This is a genomic window from Novosphingobium sp. fls2-241-R2A-195, assembly GCF_030209485.1.
GTDB lineage: Bacteria > Pseudomonadota > Alphaproteobacteria > Sphingomonadales > Sphingomonadaceae > Novosphingobium > Novosphingobium resinovorum.
Genome location: NZ_JARVRY010000007.1, coordinates 41,175 through 57,538, shown reverse-complemented (window position 1 = coordinate 57,538; position 16,364 = coordinate 41,175). Strand labels below are relative to the sequence as shown.

The following is a 16,364-nucleotide window of genomic DNA, read 5'->3' as shown; positions in this document are numbered from 1 at the left end:
CCGGACTATCAATCGGGGCCGCGCGTCCGGCGCGGCCCCGGTTCTCGTATCCGTCGATCTCGTCAGGCGACTTCCACCCGCAGCCGTTCGATGCGGGTGGTGCGCAGCTTCCAGCCCTCGTCGTCCCGCACGTAAGTTTCGTGGTAGCGTCCCCAGCCGGTCAACTGTGCAAAAGGGCCTCCCGGCGGCAGGAACAGGCGATCGGTAAAGGCCCATATGCCGCTAGCGGCGGTCTCGCTTTCAATCGTGATGTCGGGGTCGTGGCCCTGATGGACGGTCACCATGGCCGGTCCGGCTGATGCCGGCGCATCGGGCCAGCTGGAGCGGCTTTCCATTACCTTGTTCATCGCGGGCAAGTGGTCGATGCCGCTGACCGGGTCGGTGCAGCACCCGCGATAGTCGAGCATGCAGTCTTCTGCCAGGATCGAGCGGACGAGCGCAGAATTGCGATCGTCCACGCCGCGAAAATACCGGGCCTTCACTTGCCTGATCGCCTCGATCGCGGCGAGGCGTTCCATAGTATCCACGTCCATCTCTCCCACTTTCCTGTGCGGGAAGTCTGGGCGGGTCAGGCGGCGTTGTCGATGCCCAGCTCAGACAGCTTGCGGTAGAGGGTGGAGCGCCCGATGCCGAGGCGACGGGCTACTTCGGTCATGCGGCCACGGTAGAGACCGATGGCAAGGCGGATGACGTCGGCCTCGATCTCGTCCAGCGGTCGCAGGTTCCCGTCGGCGGTATAGAGCATAACGCCGGCGCTCTCCGGCATCTGCGGGGCTGTGGACAAACCTGTGCCCAATATGTTGAGAAGTTGCGGAAAATCTTCCGACGTCAGCGCATCACCGTCGCAAAACACGGCTGCGCGGAACAGTACTGCCTGCAACTGACGCACGTTGCCCGGCCAGCCGTAGGCGGCGAGCAACGAGAGCGCGCCGTCGGCGATGCCCAGTTCGCGAAGCCCCGGCTGCTCGCCTATCCGGGCGAGGAAGAAGCGGGTGAGCGCGGGAATATCGCCCGTACGCTCACGCAGGGGTGGCAGCAGCACTTTGGTGGGCGACAGGGCCGTCAGCAGTTCGGGCATGAAGTGGCCCTGGTCGGAAAGGTCCGCCAACGGGAGGTTGCTCGCGGCAATCAGGCGGACATCGACGCGGAACGAGTGGCGGGCACCGATCGGGCGACAGTCGCCCTTCTTCACCGCTTCGAGCAGGCGTTCCTGTACCGATTCGGGCAGCCGGTCGATCTCGTCGAGGGCGAGGGTGGCGCCGTCGCAATGCTGGAGCGCACCGATCTGGCGGTCGAACGCGCCGGGGAAGGCGCCCTTTTCATGGCCGAACAGGACCGACTCGATGGAGTTGGCAGGTACGCCGCCGATATTGATGATCCGCAGCGGCATGCGCGAGCGCGGCGAGGCGGCGTGCATCGCGCGGATCAGCATTTCCTTGCCCGATCCGCTCTCGCCCTCGATCAGCACCGGAGAATGGCCGCGCGCGGCCTTGGCGGCGACGGCCAGCGCCTTGCGGAAGTTGGGCGCCGCGCCGATCATCGATTCGAAATCGGGGTTGGACGGCATCTTCTCGGTCAGCGGTGCAAGCTCGTCGCGCGGTGCCTCGCGCGTCGTCGCAGAGCGCAGGGCGTGCATCAACCGGTCGGGCGCGACTGGCTTGACGAGGTAATCGGTCGCCCCGGCGCGCATCGCCTCCACCGCGAGCAGCGGCGACGTGCTGGCGGTCAGCATCAGGATCGGCAGTGCCGGGCGGCGGGCCTTAAGCTCGGAAATCAGCGCGCAGGCGTCGTCGCCGGGCACCCACTGGTCGAGGATGATCGCCGAAAGCTGCATGCCCTGCCGGGTGCCGAGCGTGGCGATCGCCGTCTCGGCATCGCGCACGATCAGGGTCCGCCACCCCTCGCGCGAGGCGAGCGCGGAGATCAGGCGGCTCTGGGCCGGCTCATCGTCGATGAGCATGAGGAGGCGCTGGTCAAGGTCCGCCATGGTGTCGTCGCTTCGTGTCGCCTCTTGGCTTTCTGGAACTTGAACCTACGGCAAACCGGTAAAGAGCGGATTAAGGCTGCGATTGGATCGCGCGGAACCGGACCTTCATGATCGGTTAGTGATGCCGTGATGGACCTTCTTCGCCCTTGAGCGGCAAGCCCGGCCCGGTTAGTGTCCGCGAGAAAGCAAACAGTTTTGGGGAAAAGAGACAATGGCTTCGGGTAACGACATCAAGGCCGCGACCGAGACCTACAACGGCTTCATCAAGGCTGCGACCTGGAGCACCGGGGTCATTATCGTCATTGCGGCCTTGGTCGTCGGTCTGATCGCCTCCTGAGCGGGGCGGCTGCTTGACGCTCCAGCGCCGCATCGCGGTCCTCGCCGAACGGGCGCCGGGTGAAACGCGCGTTGCCGCCACGCCCGAGACGGTTCGCAAGCTCTCCGCTCTCGGTGCCGTGCTGGCAGTGGAGAGCGGGGCCGGACTGTCCGCCAGCATCTCCGACGAGGATTATCGCGCTGCCGGGGCCGAAGTCGGTCCCCTGGACGCAGTTCTGGCGAATGCGCAGATCGTCTTCGCGGTGCAGGGGCCTGATCCCGCGCTGCTGGGCGGCGTGGCTTCCGGGGCGTGGGTCGTCGCGATTATCGATCCGTTCGGTCAGCGTGCCCACGTGGATGGCTATGCCGCCGCCGGATTGGAGGCGTTGGCTATGGAGTTCATGCCGCGCATCACCCGCGCGCAGTCGATGGACGTGCTTTCCAGCCAGTCCAACCTTGCCGGCTACAAGGCGGTGCTGGTGGCGGCGGGTGCCTATGGCCGCGCCTTCCCGATGATGATGACCGCGGCAGGCACGGTTAGTGCGGCCAAGTGCTTCGTCATGGGTGTCGGTGTCGCGGGCCTACAGGCCATCGCCACCGCGCGCAGGCTGGGCGCACAGGTTTCCGCAACGGACGTGCGATCGGCCACCAAAGAACAGATCCAGTCACTTGGCGCCAAGCCGATCTTCGTCGAGAGCGTAGCCGGGATCGAGGGTGAGGGCTCGGGCGGCTACGCAGGCGAAATGAGCGAGGAATACCAGCGCGCGCAGGCGGAACTGGTCTCCGCGCACATCGCCAAACAGGACATCGTCATAACTACTGCACTGATTCCGGGCCGCGCGGCACCGCGCCTCGTGACCGACGCGCAGATCGCCTCGATGAAGCCGGGCAGCGTGATCTTCGACCTTGCCGCGCCGCAGGGCGGCAATGTCGAGGGGACTGTGCCGGACCAGGTGGTCGAGCGCCACGGAGTCAGGATCATCGGCTATTCAAACACGCCCGCGCATCTCCCGGCCGATGCTTCGGCACTCTATGCGCGCAACCTGTTCAACTTCGTCTCGGCCTTCTGGCACAAGGAACAGGGTGGTCCTGTGCTGGACGAGGAGATCGGCGAGGCCATTCGCCTGACACGCGGCGGGCAGGTGGTGCATCCGAGGTTGCAGGAACAGGGCGGCTAGCATGGATTTCGTCTCGATCCTCTCGATCTTCGTACTCGCCTGTTTCGTGGGCTACTATGTCGTGTGGTCGGTGACGCCAGCGCTGCATACGCCGCTGATGGCGGTGACCAACGCGATCTCTTCGGTGATCGTGGTCGGCGCGCTGGTGGCGAGCGCGGCTTCGGGATCGCCGGTCGGGAAATGGCTGGGGCTGGGTGCGGTCGTGCTGGCCAGCGTCAACATCTTCGGCGGCTTTGCGGTGACCGAACGCATGCTGGCCATGTACAAGAAGAAGGACCGCAAGTGATGGAGGCGCACTCCGTCAGTCCATGGGTCGCGGTCGCATACCTGATCGCCGGGGTCTGTTTCATCCTCGCGTTGCGGGGGCTGTCTTCGCCGGCTACGAGCCGCAGGGGCAACCGCTACGGGATGCTCGGCATGGGCATCGCCGTCGCGACAACGCTGGTCACGCACGAGATCGCCAGCTTGCCCGAAATCCTCGTCGCCATAGCGATCGGCGGCGGTGTCGGCTTCGTCATGGCGCGCCGAATCCAGATGACCGCGATGCCGCAACTGGTGGCCGCGTTTCACTCGCTAGTCGGGCTCGCCGCCGTGCTGGTGGCAGTGGCCGCGTTCCTCAATCCCGAGGCGTTCGGAATCCTTGGCGCCGATGGCAACATCATGCCCGTCAGCCGGCTGGAAATGGCGCTGGGCGTGGCCATCGGTGCGATCACGTTCTCCGGGTCGGTCATCGCCTTCGCCAAGCTCAACGGCAACATGAGCGGATCGCCGATCCTGTTGCCCGCGCGCCATGTCATCAATCTGGGTACCCTGGGCGCGATCCTCGTGTTGACGGCGCTTTTCGCGCACTCCGGTGCTGCAGGGCCGGGGGAGAACCCTCTGTTCTGGATCATCGTTGGGCTGGCCTTCGCGATCGGCTTCCTGCTCATCATCCCGATCGGCGGCGCCGACATGCCGGTCGTCGTCTCGATGCTCAACAGCTACTCGGGCTGGGCGGCGGCGGCGATGGGCTTCACCTTGCACAACACCGCGATGATCGTGACCGGCGCTCTGGTCGGTTCATCGGGCGCGATCCTGTCGTACATCATGTGCAAGGCGATGAACCGCAGTTTCCTGTCGGTCATCGCCGGAGGCTTCGGCGCGGAAGCAGGCGCGGGCGGCGGTGAGACGCAGGAGCAACGCCCATGGAAGCGCGGCTCGGCCGAGGATGCGGCGTTCCTCATGAAGGAGGCCGAGAATGTCATCATCATCCCCGGTTACGGCATGGCGGTGGCGCAGGCCCAGCACGTGCTGCGCGAGATGGCGGACCAGCTCAAGAAGCATGGTGTCGGCGTGAAGTACGCGATCCACCCGGTCGCCGGTCGCATGCCCGGGCACATGAACGTCCTGCTGGCCGAGGCGAACGTTCCCTACGACGAAGTCTTCGAGCTTGAGGACATAAACGGCGAGTTCGCGCAGTGCGACGTCGCCTTCATCATCGGCGCCAACGATGTGGTGAACCCGGCGGCAAAGACCGACAAGACCTCGCCAATCTACGGCATGCCGGTGTTCGACGTAGACAAGGCCAAGACGATCTTCTTCATCAAGCGCTCGATGGGCGGGCAGGGCTACGCTGGCGTCGACAACGACGTGTTCTACATGGACCAGACCATGATGCTCCTCGCGGACGCCAAGAAGATGGTCGAGGACATCAACAAGGCGCTGGCGGAGTAAGATCTGGATCGCTGGTGGGGTATTCGATGGAGCGGGGAAATGGCGGCAAGCGCTCCATGGCGTACGTTGCTCTTTGCCCACCCCGCTGCGACTAACTTTGCCTTCGGCTCAGTAAGTCTCGCTGCCCCTCCCGTAAGCGGGCGGGGAAAGCGGTGTTCGCCCTCCCGCTTGCGGGAGGACCGATAGGCTACGGGTGGGCACTGCGCAACGTCCGCTTCCGACCCATCTCTGACCTCATCTGCTGCATGTCAGGTGCAGGATATTTTCCCTGCAGGCACATCCTCGACAGTATACGGGGTGAGGGGTGGTAAAGCCCTGCCTTGCTTCTTCCTTGCATGGTGAGTGTTTCTCTACGGCCGTCCCCGGTGTAATGCCCGTCCCATGATCCGCCTCATCAAGACCGCCGCTTTCATCGCTGTCCTGTGCCTTGCCACGTGGTTCGGTGCCCATTGGTACGCCGAGTACCGCGTGCATACTGCCTTCGCCGAGGCGGGCCTGAGCGACCGGGCGGCCGCGTGCATGGGGCAGCGCCTCGTGCGCAAGCTCTCGCTTCGGCAAATCCAGAAGCTCACCGCGCTGCAGCATACGGCGCACACGCCGGAGGGGATGGTCGAGGCCGCGCGTCGGATCGACGATCCGCGTGTGGTCAAGGTGACGGCTACTTCGCTGCTCTTGTGCAGCACCGGCCTCTCCCGCTAGGGCACGCGGCGACAGTCCTGTCGTCGCCTTCCTCGCGGAGTTCCGTTTGACACTTGCTCCTTACGCCTCCGACCCGTCCCGTTCGCGCGGGCGCGAATTCTCGATCGAGAACGGCATCGCCCGGGGGGCACGCAGCCCTTACCAGCGCGACCGCGACCGGATCATCCATTCGATCGCGTTCCGTCGCCTGCGCTACAAGACGCAGGTGTTCGTCGCGCCCGACGGCGATCACTATCGCGTACGCCTGACCCACAGCCTCGAAGTGGCCCAGATCGCGCGCGTCATCGCGCGTATCCTCGGTCTCGACGAGGATTTAACGGAGGCACTGGCGCTGGCGCATGACATCGGCCATCCGCCGTTCGGCCATGCGGGCGAGGACGCGCTCGACGCTGCGCTTCACAAGGCCGGAGGGTTCGACCATAACGCCCATACCCTGCGCACGCTGATGCGGCTCGACAGTCCGTACTGCGAGCACGACGGCCTCAACCTGACTTGGGAGACGCTGGAGGGCTTGGCGAAGCACAATGGTCCGGTGGCTTCGCCGACATGGGCGCTGGCCGAACTCGACGCGGCGTATAATCTCGACCTTGGTACGCATGCGTCGCTGGAGGCGCAGGTTGCCGCGCTGTCCGACGACATCGCCTACGACAACCACGATATCGATGACGGCCTGCGGGCAGGGTTCCTCGATCTCGACGAACTGCTCGCGCATCCGTTCGTCGTCGATCACTGGAACGAGGTGGAGCGCCGCTATCCGGGCGTACCGCTCGACCGCCAGCTTGCCGAACTGATCCGCAGCCAGATCGGCGTCATGGTCAACGACCTCGTCGGGCAGACGCAGAAGAATCTCGTCGGCATCGGCAGCATCGATGAAGTCCGCGACGCGGGCAGGGCGCTGGTGGCCTTCTCGCCCGAGATGGCCGAGGGGGAGCGGGCCTTCAAGCGATTCATGTACGACAAGCTCTACTATCACCCCGAACAGCTCGATACGGCGAAGCGCGCGCGGGCGCTGCTGGCAGAACTCTATTCTGCCTATTCGCAGGAGACGGTGCTGATGGAGGAAAGCTGGATCGATACCATGCCGCGCTACGAGCCCGCACGCAGCCGCCACATCGCCGACTACATCGCGGGCATGACGGATCGCTTCGCCATCGCGCGCCACGCCGAGATCTACGGCCGCACGCCGGAAGGCCTGAGCAATGTGTAAGGCCTGAAAGTGACGCAGGGGGTGACACGGATCTGCCTGGTCGGGGCGACCGGGCTGGTCGGCTCCGCCTTGATGGCGGAGGCGGTGGGGCGCGAGGATGTTCGCATCATCGGGGTCGGGCGACGCGAGGCGGCGTTGCCACCCGGCGCGCGCATGGAGATGCTGGTCGGTGAGCCGATCGACTGGCCGGAACTGATCCGCGCGGCGCAGGCCGACGTGCTGGTCTGTGCGCTGGGAACGACCATCGCCGCGGCCGGCAGCCGGGAGCAGTTCCGCGCGATAGACCATGACCTCGTCCGCTTCACCGCGGAGGCCGCGCGATCGGCCGGAATCGAACACATGGTCGTGGTCTCCTCCGTCGAGGCGGATCGGGAGAGTCGCAATTTCTATCTCTCGGTAAAGGGGGAGACGGAGGAGGCGCTGGGCCGCGTCGGCTTCCGGCGGCTCGATGTGCTGCGCCCCAGCCTGCTGCGCGGCGAACGTGCCGAGCGCCGGCCGATGGAAGCGGGCTGGCAGATGGTCGCGCCGGTCGTCGATGTGCTGGTGCTGCACGGTTCGTGGCGCCGGTTTCGGTCCATCCGCGGACGCGATGTGGCGCGGGCGATCCTCGGCTTCGTGAGGGAACAGGCCGAGGGGCGCCATGTTCATGAGCACGATGCGCTGAAAGTGGCGGCGGGCCGAGCTTCCGGAAAAACATGGCCTCGCCGGGGAATAGTTCCCGAATTGACCAAACCTTGCGTTGACTTACACCGGCCTCTCACCCAAGGCTCAGCTCACTCGCTGACACGCGCGGGAGAGACCTCGGACCGATTCGTCGGGTAAGAGGCGCCGAAGGAGCAACCGCCCCGGAATCTCTCAGGCAAAAGGACCGCGCAGCGTCGACAGCGAGCCTCTGGAAAGTGCCCCGCCCATCCGGTCGTGGCCGCCGACGGTGTAACCCGGCCCATCCCATTGGGGATGACGCGGGGGAAGCTCTCAGGTTTCCGTGACAGAGGGGGCACCTTATTGGTGTACCATGTCTGCTCGCGGAGTCGTGTCTTGAGCGAATATCCTGTTTCCGATGACGATCTTGTCGAAGAGATCGTCACGCTGACCCTCCCGCTCGATGCATGGCATCGCGAGAAGGGCGGCCGTATGGTTGAGTTCGCCGGCTACTGGATGCCCGTCCAGTACGAGGGCATCATGGCCGAGCACCTCTGGACCCGCGAGAGTGCGGGCCTGTTCGACGTCAGCCATATGGGCCAGGTCTACATCTCCAGTGAACATGGTGTGACCGCTGAGGTGGAAGCCGCGGTGGAAGCCGCACTTCCCATCGATCTTGGCACGTTGAAGCTCGGCGCGCCGCGCTATTCGCTGCTTCTGGACGAGGACGGCGGCATTCTCGACGACCTGATGGTGACGCGCTGGGCGACCGGTTTCTATCTCGTAGTCAATGGCGCGACCAAGTGGGACGATATCGGTACTCTGCGCGAACTGCTGCCGGACGATGTGACGCTCAACCATCTCGACGAAAGTGCGCTGCTGGCGCTGCAGGGGCCTAAGGCTTTCGCTGCACTGGAGCGTCATGTCGAAGGCGACACGCCGCTTTCCGAACTAAAGTTCATGAAGGGGGCTGCGTTCAAGCTGGGCGGCGTCGATGCCTGGATCAGCCGTTCGGGCTACACCGGCGAGGACGGTTTCGAGATCGCCATTCCGGGCGAATCCGCGGCGATGGTCGCCGACCTGCTTTGCGGCGAGCCGGAAGTGAAGCCCATCGGTCTCGGCGCGCGCGACAGCCTGCGTCTGGAGGCGGGACTGCCGCTCTACGGCCATGACCTTTCGCCCGAAACCAGCGTCATCGACGCGGACCTCAAGTTCGCGGTCAACAAGCGCCGCCGCACCGAAGGCGGTTTCCCCGGTTCGGACCGCGTGCTGAAGGACTTCGCCGAGGGCACCGCGCGCAAGCGCATCGGTCTTATCGTCGAAGGCCGCATGGCCGCGCGTGAGGGCGCCAAGGTTTTCTCCGGCAATCAGGAAGTTGGTGTGGTGACTTCGGGTGGTTTCTCACCCTCGCTGCAGCAGCCGATCGCCATGGCTTACGTCGATATCGCCCTCACCGCAGAGGGCACCGCGCTTACCATCGAGATGCGGGGCAAGAAGCTCGACGGCAAGGTCGTGTCGATGCCCTTCGTCCCCCACCGCTATCACCGCTGAGGAGCTTTCCCATGACCCGCTATTTCTCCGAAGACCATGAGTGGATCGAAGTCGAAGGTGACCTCGGCACCGTCGGCATCACCGACTACGCGCAGGGCCAGCTTGGCGACATCACCTTCGTCGAAGTTCCCGCCGAAGGCGCCAGCGTCAGCAAGGGCGATTCCGTGTCGGTGGTCGATTCGGTGAAGGCCGCGTCTGACGTCTACACCCCGGTTTCCGGCACGATCGCCGCCGTCAACGAAGCGCTCGCCGACCAGCCGGAACTGGTGAACACCGAAGCCGAAACCGGCGGCTGGCTGTTCCGCGTGACCCTCTCCGACGCCGCCGAACTCGGCACGCTGATGGATGAGGCCGCGTACAAGAGCTACGTCGACAGCCTCTGATTTATTCCTCCCCGAGCTTGTCTCGGGGAGGGGGACCGCCCGCGAAGCGGGTGGTGGAGGGGGAATAGCCCCTCCGTCACCGACTGCGTCGGCGCCACCTCCCCGAGCAAGCTCTGGGAGGAATTAGAAAGACCCAGGAACCCGCCTCATGCGCTACCTTCCCCTGACCCCGGCCGACCGCGCCTCCATGCTGGAGACCATCGGCGCCGCCACGGTCGATGACCTGTTCGTCGATGTGCCCGCCGAGGCCCGCCTTTCCGGTCCCATCGAGGGCCTGCCCGCTCACGCCAGCGAAATGGCCGTCGAGCGCCACATGTCCGCGCTCGCGGCGAAGAACTTGAGCGCGGGGACCGCGCCGTTCTTCCTCGGCGCCGGTGCCTATCGCCACCACGTTCCCGCCTCGGTCGATCACCTGATCCAGCGCGGCGAGTTCCTGACCGCCTACACGCCCTACCAGCCGGAAATCGCGCAGGGCACGCTGCAGGTGCTGTTCGAGTTCCAGACGCAGGTGGCGCGCCTGTTCGGCACCGACATCGCCAATGCCTCGATGTACGACGGCTCGACCGCGTGCTGGGAAGCGATCCTGATGGCCGCGCGCATCACCCGTAAGGGCCGCAGCGTGCTGTCGGGCGGCCTGCACCCGCACTACGGCGAAGTCGTGCGCACCATGGCGAAGTTCACCAAGGACGACATCGTCAGCCTCGCCCCCGAACTGACCGCAGATCCCGATGACGCCGCCGTGATCGCGGCGATCGACGCGACGACCTCGTGCGTCGTCGTCCAGTACCCCGACGTCATGGGCCGCATCCCCGATCTCGCGGCGATTTCCGAGGCCGCGCATGCGGCGGGCGCGCTGGTCATCGCCGTCGTCACCGAGCCGGTGGCGCTGGGCCTGATCGAGGCGCCGGGCACGCTGGGCGCGGACATCGTCGTAGGCGAGGGCCAGTCGCTGGGCGTCGGCCTCCAGTTCGGCGGGCCTTACCTCGGCCTGTTCGGCTGCCGCGAGAAGTTCGTGCGCCAGATGCCGGGACGCCTTTGCGGCCAGACCGTCGACGCCGAGGGCAAGCGCGGCTTCGTGCTCACCCTCTCGACCCGCGAGCAGCACATCCGCCGCGAGAAGGCGACGAGCAATATCTGCACCAATTCAGGGCTTTGCGCACTGGCCTTCAGTATTCACCTGACCCTTCTGGGTGGTGAGGGCCTGGCTCGTCTCGCCGCCGTGAACCATGCCCGCGCGCAGCAGACCTTCGAGCGTCTGGCCAAGGTTCCGGGCGTCACGATCCTCAACACTGCTTACTTCAACGAGGCGACGGTGATCCTGCCGCGCGACGCGCGCGAAGTGGTGCGCGAACTTGCGGACAACCAGGTGCTGGGCGGTGTGTCGCTGGGTCGCCTGTTCCCGGTCGCCGACGGCTTGCACAACGGGCTCCTGGTCGCCGCGACCGAAACCACCACCGACGAAGACATCGAGGCTTTCGCCACCGCGCTGGAAGCCGTTCTTGCAGGAGCGAGCGCATGAACGCCCCCAACGCATCCGGCTGGCGCCCCTCCATGGGTGAGGCTGGAGAAGCAAAGTTCGCAACCTCTTCAGGCGATTACGGCCTGATGCTCGAAGAGGCGCTGAGCTTCGAGCTGGGCAGCGCCGACAAGTGTGGCGTTGATATCGACGAGCCGAGCCGTGCCCCCGCTGCGGGCCTGAGCAAGTTCCTGCGCAAGTCCACGCCCGCGCTCCCGGGGCTGACCGAGCCGGAGACGGTGCGCCACTACACTCGCCTGTCGCGCCAGAACTACGCGATCGACCTCGGGCCGTTCCCGCTCGGCTCCTGCACGATGAAGCACAACCCGCGCCTGAACGAGAAGATGGCGCGCTTGCCGGGCTTCGCTGACGTTCACCCGATGCAGCCGCAGACGACGGTGCAGGGCGCGCTGGAAGTCATCGAGCAGCTGGCCGACTGGCTCATCACGCTGACCGGCATGGCCTCGGTGGCGATGAGCCCCAAGGCGGGTGCGCATGGCGAGCTGTGCGGGCTGCTCTGCATCCGCGCCGCTCTGGACGCGCGCGGCGAGACGCGCGACGTCGTGCTGGTGCCCGAGAGCGCCCATGGCACCAACCCCGCCACCGCCGCCTTCGCGGGCTTCAAGGTGGAATCGATCCCCGCGACCCCGGCGGGCCGCGTGGACGTGGCGGCGCTCAAGGCCAAGCTCGGCCCCAACGTCGCGGGCGTGATGATTACCAACCCGAACACCTGCGGCCTGTTCGAGCCCGACATGCGCGAGATCGCCGATGCGGTCCACGCGGCGGGCGGCTACGTCTATTGCGACGGCGCGAACTTCAACGCCATCGTCGGAAAGGTGCGCCCGGGCGACCTTGGCGTCGATGCCATGCACATCAACCTGCACAAGACCTTCTCCACCCCGCATGGCGGCGGTGGTCCGGGTGCCGGTCCGGTGGTGCTGTCCGAAGCGCTGGCGCCTTTCGCGCCGCTGCCCTTCGTGACGCGCGGGGCTGATGGCTCGATCCACCTCGTCGAGGAGGAGAACGCCGCCGAGGGCCATGCACAGGCATTCGGCCGCATGGTCGCCTTCCACGGCCAGATGGGCATGTTCACCCGCGCGCTGACCTACATCCTCAGCCACGGCGCGGACGGTCTGCGCACGGTGGCCGAGGACGCGGTGCTCAACGCCAACTACGTGCTGCGTAGCTGCGAGGACCTGCTGCCCGCTCCGTTCGCCGACAGCGGCCCGTGCATGCACGAAGCGCTGTTCAGCGATGCCGGGCTTGCCGAGGGCTTCTCGACGCTCGACATCGCCAAGGGCCTGATCGACGAGGGCTTCCACCCGATGACGGTCTACTTCCCGCTGGTGGTCAAGGGCGCGATGCTGGTCGAGCCGACCGAGACCGAGAGCAAGGCGGGCCTCGACCGCTTCATCGCCTCGCTGCGCAGCCTTGCCGAGCGGGCTAAGGCGGGCGACGAGAGCCTGCACTCCGCGCCGCACTTCGCGCCGCGCAGGCGGCTTGACGAAACGCTCGCCGCGCGCAAGCCTGTGCTGGTGTGGCAGGGTGAACCCGGTGTTCCCGGCACGCCTTCGCTGAGCGAAATCGGAGGAAGCTGACGCATATGGGGGAAGGTGGACGCGGCCTCGTCACGTATCTGTCGCTGGCGATCTTCGTCGGCATCATGGCGCTGCGCATGATGCGGATGAAGAAGGCCCGGCCGCTGCGCCTTCCCCTCTTGTGGATCATGCCGGTGATCGTGGTGCTGGCGGTGTCGCTGGCGCTATGGGGCATGCCGCCGAGCGGGCTGGGCTGGCTATGCCTGGCGACCGGCGTGATCGTCGGCGGCGCAATCGGCGCGCAGCGGGCGCGGCTGATGCACCTGCATATCGACGGTGAGGGCGAGAAGGCGCGCGTGATGATGCGCCAGTCGCCGCTGGCGATCCTGCTGATCGTCGCGGTGTTCCTCGTGCGGCGGTTGCTGCTGCCGAGCGGGTTTCAGGGCGGCGGAATGCAGAACGCGGCACACCCCGGTCACCCGGTCGGCAACGCGCTATTGATGATGGACGCGACGCTGGGCTTTGCGCTCGGGATGATCGTGGCGCTGCGGCTCGTGCTGTGGCTGCGGGCGCGCGACATGGTGGCGAACCACGTCTTCGACGCCTGAGGCGCTCAGTTTATGGCGTTCGATCCGGCCTGACCGACCGACTCGATGTCGCGGCCCAGGCCCTTGACGGTGTTGCAGGCGGTGGCGGTGAAAAGTACGCCGCCAAGGATGATGGCGGCGAGAATCTTGCTGGTCATCGAACGCATTTTCCTTCGTTGTCGCCGGCGATTAGCGCAGGAAACGTGTCAGGAAAAGCGTTCGTGAGACGGATGCAGGCAGGCTCCGGTCGGTGGCTTGGAACCTGCCTGCAGAGCACGTTACTTGATGGCGTCTTCGCCGGCCTTGCCGACCGACTCCACGTCGCGGCCTGCACCCTTGACGGTGTTGCAAGCGGCGGCGGAGAAAACGATGCCGCCCGCGACGAGGGCGAGTACGAGCTTCTTGACCATTTTGGTGTTCCTTTTTCCGGTGCGACGGGTGCTGCCACGCCGCGCATCGGGGTGAACACACATAGGCAGGTCAGGTTCCCTGAGCAGCCTCTTCCGTAACGCTTTCGTCGATGGCTGAGGTGGGCGAGACACGCCGTGCGAGGAAATGCTCGCGCGAGGTGATGATCAGGCCAGCCGCGACGATGATCGGCGCGCCCAGCCACATCGCCGCCGAGGGCACATGTCCCCAGATCGTCCAGCCGTAGAGTGTAGCCCAGATCAGCGCGGTGTAGTCCATCACCACCACTGTCGCGACCTGCCCCAGGCGCAGGGCCGAGGTGATGAGGAACTGCGCCAGTGTCCCGGCAAGCCCGATTGCAACGAGCAGTAGCCATTCGTAAGTCCCGTGCGCCGTGCCATAGAGTGGCAGCAGGATCGCCGCGAACAGTGAGCCGTAGAAGGCGAACCAGAAGACGCAGGCGATCGGCGGCTCGGTGCGCGAGAGGTCGCGGATCTGGAAGCTGACCACGGCGACGATCAATCCCGCGCCAAGCCCCGCCGCCAGTCCGAGCGCGGGGACGGGCGCACCGCCGGGCTGTGCGATGACCAGAACGCCGACGAAGCCCAGCACCACCGCCGTCCAGCGCCACGGGCCGACCTTTTCGCGAAGGACCAGCGCGGTTATGATCACGGCGAACAGCGGCGTCGTGAACCCCAGCGTCGTGCCGACCGGCAAGGGCAGCAGCGTAGCGGCGCCGATGTTGCAGCAAAGACCGGCGGTGCCGCTCGTCGCGCGCATGGCGTGGCTGCTCATGCGGCGGGTGCGCAGGAGGCCGAGATTGCCGGTCGCCGCCAGCCAGCCGAGGATGATCGGCACCGCCATCGCCTGTCGCCAGAACACCAGTTCGGGCAGCGACACGCCCGCTTCGCTCGCCAGCTTCACCAGCATGAACATCGTCGAGAGCATCACCATCGCGGCAAGGCGCAGGGCGATGGCCAGCATCGGGCGGTCTTTGCGAATGGTGATGGAAGGTGCGGTCACGAAAGGGCGCTTTAACTCCGCCGCGCGCGAGGGCAAGGCGGGGCATGGACGATTCTCTGCATTGGATGACCATTTGCGGCAGCCTCGCCGCGCTGGCCGCGGTGATTGCCTGGCTGGGCGATCACCGGCGGCATCGCCGCAAGAATATCGAGCGGGTGGGTTTCATGCCGTGGACGCCCATCTTCTTCTTCTCGCTGATGGTGGCGGTGCTGCTGCTGGGCCTGTCGGCGCGGGAGTGGCTGGGCGGTTGATATTAGGCCGACTTGTTCGACAAACCTGAACAAGTGGATCGATTTTATCGGGCTGGCCGTAAGGGATCGGCAATGGGATCAACGCGCAAGCATTGACCTTTCCCGCCTTTCCTTTCGGAGAATTCGAATGAACCGCTATCTTGCATCGGCTCTGGCCGCTGCGTCTCTCGTCGTTGCCGCCCCGATCGTGGCGCAGCAGGCCGATACCAATGCCGCTGCCGTGCAGGCGGGCAACTATGCGCTCGACAGTGCGCACACGCTGGTGCGCTTCACCGTCGATCACTTCGGCATCAGTGAGTTCTTCGGTACCCTGCCGGGCGCGTCGGGTACGCTGTCGCTTGATCCGAAGAACCTGGCCTCGGCGAAGCTGGATGTTTCGGTTCCGGTGGCTTCCGTCTCCACCACCAACAAGACGCTCGATGAGGAACTGGTCGGTGCCGAATGGTTCGACGCCGCCCAGTACCCGACCATGCGCTTCGTTTCGACCAAAGTGGTGAAGACCGGCGCCAGCACCGCCGACGTCACCGGCAACCTGACCCTGCACGGCGTGACCAAGCCGGTGACGCTCAAGGCGAGCTTCAAGGCGGCCAACGTCAATCCGATGAAGAAGGTCTATACGCTCGGCTTCAACGCGGTGGGCACGATCAAGCGCACCGAGTTCGGCGTCACCAAGTATGCGCCGCTGGTCAGTGACGAGACGCAGATCGCCATCACCGCGGCGTTCGAGAAGCAGTAAGAGAGATAGGGGGGAGGAAAGGCACAACCCCAGATGCCTTTCCTTCCGTTCGTCATTGCGAGCGCAGCGAAGCAATCCAGGGCGGCTCTAAACTGCCCTGGATTGCTTCGCTGCGCTCGCAATGACGAGGGGGGGGGTGAAAGCGTGATGTCCCGCCACGCCCTTTCCTACATCCGCATCATCGCGTTTAACGTGGGGGATGAGCCATCCTCTCTCACGCGCCCGCCACATCCGTGTCCCCGCCTTCGCCCCCGTGCCCGTCCGTCCGCGCAAGGACGGGTGGACGCCCGCGCGGCAGGCCGCTTTCCTCGGCGCGCTGGCGCAGGGCGGCGGCGTGGAGGCCGCAGCGCGCCGCGTGGGGCTCTCGCGCGAGAGTGCTTATCGCCTGCGCACGAAGCCCGGCGCGGGCAGCTTCGCCGCTGCTTGGGACAAGGTGACAGGCAAGCCGCCGGTAAAGCGAAAGGTCACACCCGAGGAGCGCGCGGTGCGGGCTCGGTTCGGTCTGCTGAAGGTGCGGATGTACGGCGGTCGCCATGTGGCGACCGAACTAAAGCCCGATAATCGCGCGCTTTTGTCGTTCCTCGCGCAGCTTGATCGGGCAGGCGGCGGCGATGGCCCGGGCGCCTAAGG

General features: G+C 65.8%; 20 protein-coding genes and 2 riboswitches. Of the genes, 15 read left to right on the top strand and 5 right to left on the bottom strand.

Annotated elements, in window-relative coordinates; translation table 11 throughout:
* Nucleotides 1–62: 62 nt before the first annotated feature.
* Both QRN25_RS07690 and QRN25_RS07685 read right to left on the bottom strand, forming a co-directional pair.
* Complete coding sequence (locus tag QRN25_RS07690) at nucleotides 63–533, bottom strand: nuclear transport factor 2 family protein (RefSeq protein WP_285018422.1); 471 nt, start codon at nucleotides 531–533, stop codon at nucleotides 63–65.
* Between the two features lie 35 nt (nucleotides 534–568).
* Nucleotides 569–1,987 carry a sigma-54-dependent transcriptional regulator gene (locus tag QRN25_RS07685; RefSeq protein WP_285018421.1) on the bottom strand — a complete coding sequence of 473 codons (1,419 nt, stop codon included), beginning with the start codon at nucleotides 1,985–1,987 and terminating at the stop codon, nucleotides 569–571.
* A gap of 211 nt (nucleotides 1,988–2,198) precedes the next feature.
* Between QRN25_RS07685 and QRN25_RS07680 the strand changes: the two genes are divergently transcribed.
* The 12 genes from QRN25_RS07680 to QRN25_RS07625 all read left to right on the top strand — a co-directional run bounded on the left by QRN25_RS07680 (nucleotide 2,199) and on the right by QRN25_RS07625 (nucleotide 13,337).
* Nucleotides 2,199–2,324 (top strand): aa3-type cytochrome c oxidase subunit IV, encoded by a 126-nt coding sequence (locus QRN25_RS07680; protein ID WP_081798950.1) that lies wholly within the window; start codon nucleotides 2,199–2,201, stop codon nucleotides 2,322–2,324.
* A gap of 13 nt (nucleotides 2,325–2,337) precedes the next feature.
* On the top strand, nucleotides 2,338–3,480 hold the full coding sequence (locus tag QRN25_RS07675) for an NAD(P) transhydrogenase subunit alpha (RefSeq protein ID WP_285018416.1): 1,143 nt from the start codon (nucleotides 2,338–2,340) through the stop codon (nucleotides 3,478–3,480).
* 1 nt (nucleotide 3,481) lies between these two features.
* Nucleotides 3,482–3,766, top strand: coding sequence for an NAD(P) transhydrogenase subunit alpha part 2 (locus QRN25_RS07670; RefSeq protein WP_271183397.1), 285 nt, complete (start codon nucleotides 3,482–3,484; stop codon nucleotides 3,764–3,766).
* Nucleotides 3,766–5,193, top strand: a complete 1,428-nt coding sequence (locus QRN25_RS07665) for an NAD(P)(+) transhydrogenase (Re/Si-specific) subunit beta (protein ID WP_285018415.1) — start codon at nucleotides 3,766–3,768, stop codon at nucleotides 5,191–5,193. The genes QRN25_RS07670 and QRN25_RS07665 overlap by 1 nt, the downstream gene beginning before the upstream one ends.
* Nucleotides 5,194–5,574: 381 nt before the next feature.
* The gene (locus QRN25_RS07660; protein WP_285018413.1) at nucleotides 5,575–5,892 is read left to right on the top strand and encodes a hypothetical protein; all 318 of its coding nucleotides are present in this window, start codon (nucleotides 5,575–5,577) and stop codon (nucleotides 5,890–5,892) included.
* Between the two features lie 46 nt (nucleotides 5,893–5,938).
* Nucleotides 5,939–7,099: a deoxyguanosinetriphosphate triphosphohydrolase gene (locus QRN25_RS07655; protein ID WP_271183394.1), complete on the top strand. Its 1,161-nt coding sequence runs from the start codon at nucleotides 5,939–5,941 to the stop codon at nucleotides 7,097–7,099.
* A gap of 21 nt (nucleotides 7,100–7,120) precedes the next feature.
* Complete coding sequence (locus QRN25_RS07650) at nucleotides 7,121–7,921, top strand: NAD(P)H-binding protein (protein ID WP_350224239.1); 801 nt, start codon at nucleotides 7,121–7,123, stop codon at nucleotides 7,919–7,921.
* Nucleotides 7,880–7,980, top strand: a riboswitch (glycine riboswitch). Its footprint overlaps the gene before it by 42 nt.
* Before the next feature lies 1 nt (nucleotide 7,981).
* A riboswitch (glycine riboswitch) is annotated at nucleotides 7,982–8,101 on the top strand.
* 36 nt (nucleotides 8,102–8,137) lie between these two features.
* Nucleotides 8,138–9,292: a glycine cleavage system aminomethyltransferase GcvT gene (gene gcvT, locus QRN25_RS07645; RefSeq protein ID WP_285018410.1), complete on the top strand. Its 1,155-nt coding sequence runs from the start codon at nucleotides 8,138–8,140 to the stop codon at nucleotides 9,290–9,292.
* An 11-nt stretch (nucleotides 9,293–9,303) separates the two neighbouring features.
* Entirely contained in the window at nucleotides 9,304–9,675 is a 372-nt protein-coding gene (gcvH, locus tag QRN25_RS07640) for a glycine cleavage system protein GcvH (protein WP_271183391.1), read from the top strand.
* Nucleotides 9,676–9,823: 148 nt separating this feature from the next.
* On the top strand, nucleotides 9,824–11,194 hold the full coding sequence (gene gcvPA, locus QRN25_RS07635; protein WP_285018408.1) for an aminomethyl-transferring glycine dehydrogenase subunit GcvPA: 1,371 nt from the start codon (nucleotides 9,824–9,826) through the stop codon (nucleotides 11,192–11,194).
* Nucleotides 11,191–12,789 carry an aminomethyl-transferring glycine dehydrogenase subunit GcvPB gene (gcvPB, locus tag QRN25_RS07630; RefSeq protein ID WP_285018406.1) on the top strand — a complete coding sequence of 533 codons (1,599 nt, stop codon included), beginning with the start codon at nucleotides 11,191–11,193 and terminating at the stop codon, nucleotides 12,787–12,789. Before gcvPA ends, gcvPB begins: the two co-directional genes overlap by 4 nt.
* 5 nt (nucleotides 12,790–12,794) lie before the next feature.
* Nucleotides 12,795–13,337 carry a CcdC protein domain-containing protein gene (locus tag QRN25_RS07625; protein WP_285018404.1) on the top strand — a complete coding sequence of 181 codons (543 nt, stop codon included), beginning with the start codon at nucleotides 12,795–12,797 and terminating at the stop codon, nucleotides 13,335–13,337.
* Between the two features lie 5 nt (nucleotides 13,338–13,342).
* On the opposite strand, the gene QRN25_RS07620 is transcribed toward QRN25_RS07625, so the two are convergent.
* From QRN25_RS07620 to QRN25_RS07610, 3 genes are all read right to left on the bottom strand, one after another.
* Nucleotides 13,343–13,474 (bottom strand): entericidin A/B family lipoprotein, encoded by a 132-nt coding sequence (locus QRN25_RS07620; protein ID WP_271183387.1) that lies wholly within the window; start codon nucleotides 13,472–13,474, stop codon nucleotides 13,343–13,345.
* A 120-nt stretch (nucleotides 13,475–13,594) separates the two neighbouring features.
* On the bottom strand, nucleotides 13,595–13,726 hold the full coding sequence (locus QRN25_RS07615) for an entericidin A/B family lipoprotein (RefSeq protein ID WP_008833469.1): 132 nt from the start codon (nucleotides 13,724–13,726) through the stop codon (nucleotides 13,595–13,597).
* A 70-nt stretch (nucleotides 13,727–13,796) separates the two neighbouring features.
* Nucleotides 13,797–14,708: a DMT family transporter gene (locus tag QRN25_RS07610; RefSeq protein WP_285018648.1), complete on the bottom strand. Its 912-nt coding sequence runs from the start codon at nucleotides 14,706–14,708 to the stop codon at nucleotides 13,797–13,799.
* Nucleotides 14,709–14,791: 83 nt separating this feature from the next.
* Here QRN25_RS07610 and QRN25_RS07605 point away from each other — a divergent pair, with 83 nt between their 5' ends.
* From QRN25_RS07605 to QRN25_RS07595, 3 genes are all read left to right on the top strand, one after another.
* Nucleotides 14,792–14,998 carry a hypothetical protein gene (locus QRN25_RS07605; RefSeq protein ID WP_285018401.1) on the top strand — a complete coding sequence of 69 codons (207 nt, stop codon included), beginning with the start codon at nucleotides 14,792–14,794 and terminating at the stop codon, nucleotides 14,996–14,998.
* A gap of 127 nt (nucleotides 14,999–15,125) precedes the next feature.
* The gene (locus tag QRN25_RS07600; protein WP_008833472.1) at nucleotides 15,126–15,734 is read left to right on the top strand and encodes a YceI family protein; all 609 of its coding nucleotides are present in this window, start codon (nucleotides 15,126–15,128) and stop codon (nucleotides 15,732–15,734) included.
* A 199-nt stretch (nucleotides 15,735–15,933) separates the two neighbouring features.
* A complete protein-coding gene (locus tag QRN25_RS07595; RefSeq protein WP_285018398.1) occupies nucleotides 15,934–16,362 on the top strand; it encodes a hypothetical protein in 429 nt (142 codons plus the stop codon).
* Nucleotides 16,363–16,364 lie beyond the last annotated feature (2 nt).

Bases quoted from the DNA above. Each gene is read 5' to 3' on its own strand.
- QRN25_RS07690 (WP_285018422.1), bottom strand. From the start codon at position 533: ATGGACGTGGATACTATGGAACGCCTCGCCGCGATCGAGGCGATCAGG.
- QRN25_RS07685 (WP_285018421.1), bottom strand. From the start codon at position 1,987: ATGGCGGACCTTGACCAGCGCCTCCTCATGCTCATCGACGATGAGCCG.
- QRN25_RS07680 (WP_081798950.1), top strand. From the start codon at position 2,199: ATGGCTTCGGGTAACGACATCAAGGCCGCGACCGAGACCTACAACGGC.
- QRN25_RS07670 (WP_271183397.1), top strand. From the start codon at position 3,482: ATGGATTTCGTCTCGATCCTCTCGATCTTCGTACTCGCCTGTTTCGTG.
- QRN25_RS07665 (WP_285018415.1), top strand. From the start codon at position 3,766: ATGGAGGCGCACTCCGTCAGTCCATGGGTCGCGGTCGCATACCTGATC.
- QRN25_RS07660 (WP_285018413.1), top strand. From the start codon at position 5,575: ATGATCCGCCTCATCAAGACCGCCGCTTTCATCGCTGTCCTGTGCCTT.
- gcvH (WP_271183391.1), top strand. From the start codon at position 9,304: ATGACCCGCTATTTCTCCGAAGACCATGAGTGGATCGAAGTCGAAGGT.
- gcvPA (WP_285018408.1), top strand. From the start codon at position 9,824: ATGCGCTACCTTCCCCTGACCCCGGCCGACCGCGCCTCCATGCTGGAG.
- gcvPB (WP_285018406.1), top strand. From the start codon at position 11,191: ATGAACGCCCCCAACGCATCCGGCTGGCGCCCCTCCATGGGTGAGGCT.
- QRN25_RS07625 (WP_285018404.1), top strand. From the start codon at position 12,795: ATGGGGGAAGGTGGACGCGGCCTCGTCACGTATCTGTCGCTGGCGATC.
- QRN25_RS07620 (WP_271183387.1), bottom strand. From the start codon at position 13,474: ATGACCAGCAAGATTCTCGCCGCCATCATCCTTGGCGGCGTACTTTTC.
- QRN25_RS07615 (WP_008833469.1), bottom strand. From the start codon at position 13,726: ATGGTCAAGAAGCTCGTACTCGCCCTCGTCGCGGGCGGCATCGTTTTC.
- QRN25_RS07610 (WP_285018648.1), bottom strand. From the start codon at position 14,708: ATGCTGGCCATCGCCCTGCGCCTTGCCGCGATGGTGATGCTCTCGACG.
- QRN25_RS07605 (WP_285018401.1), top strand. From the start codon at position 14,792: ATGGACGATTCTCTGCATTGGATGACCATTTGCGGCAGCCTCGCCGCG.
- QRN25_RS07600 (WP_008833472.1), top strand. From the start codon at position 15,126: ATGAACCGCTATCTTGCATCGGCTCTGGCCGCTGCGTCTCTCGTCGTT.
- QRN25_RS07595 (WP_285018398.1), top strand. From the start codon at position 15,934: ATGAGCCATCCTCTCTCACGCGCCCGCCACATCCGTGTCCCCGCCTTC.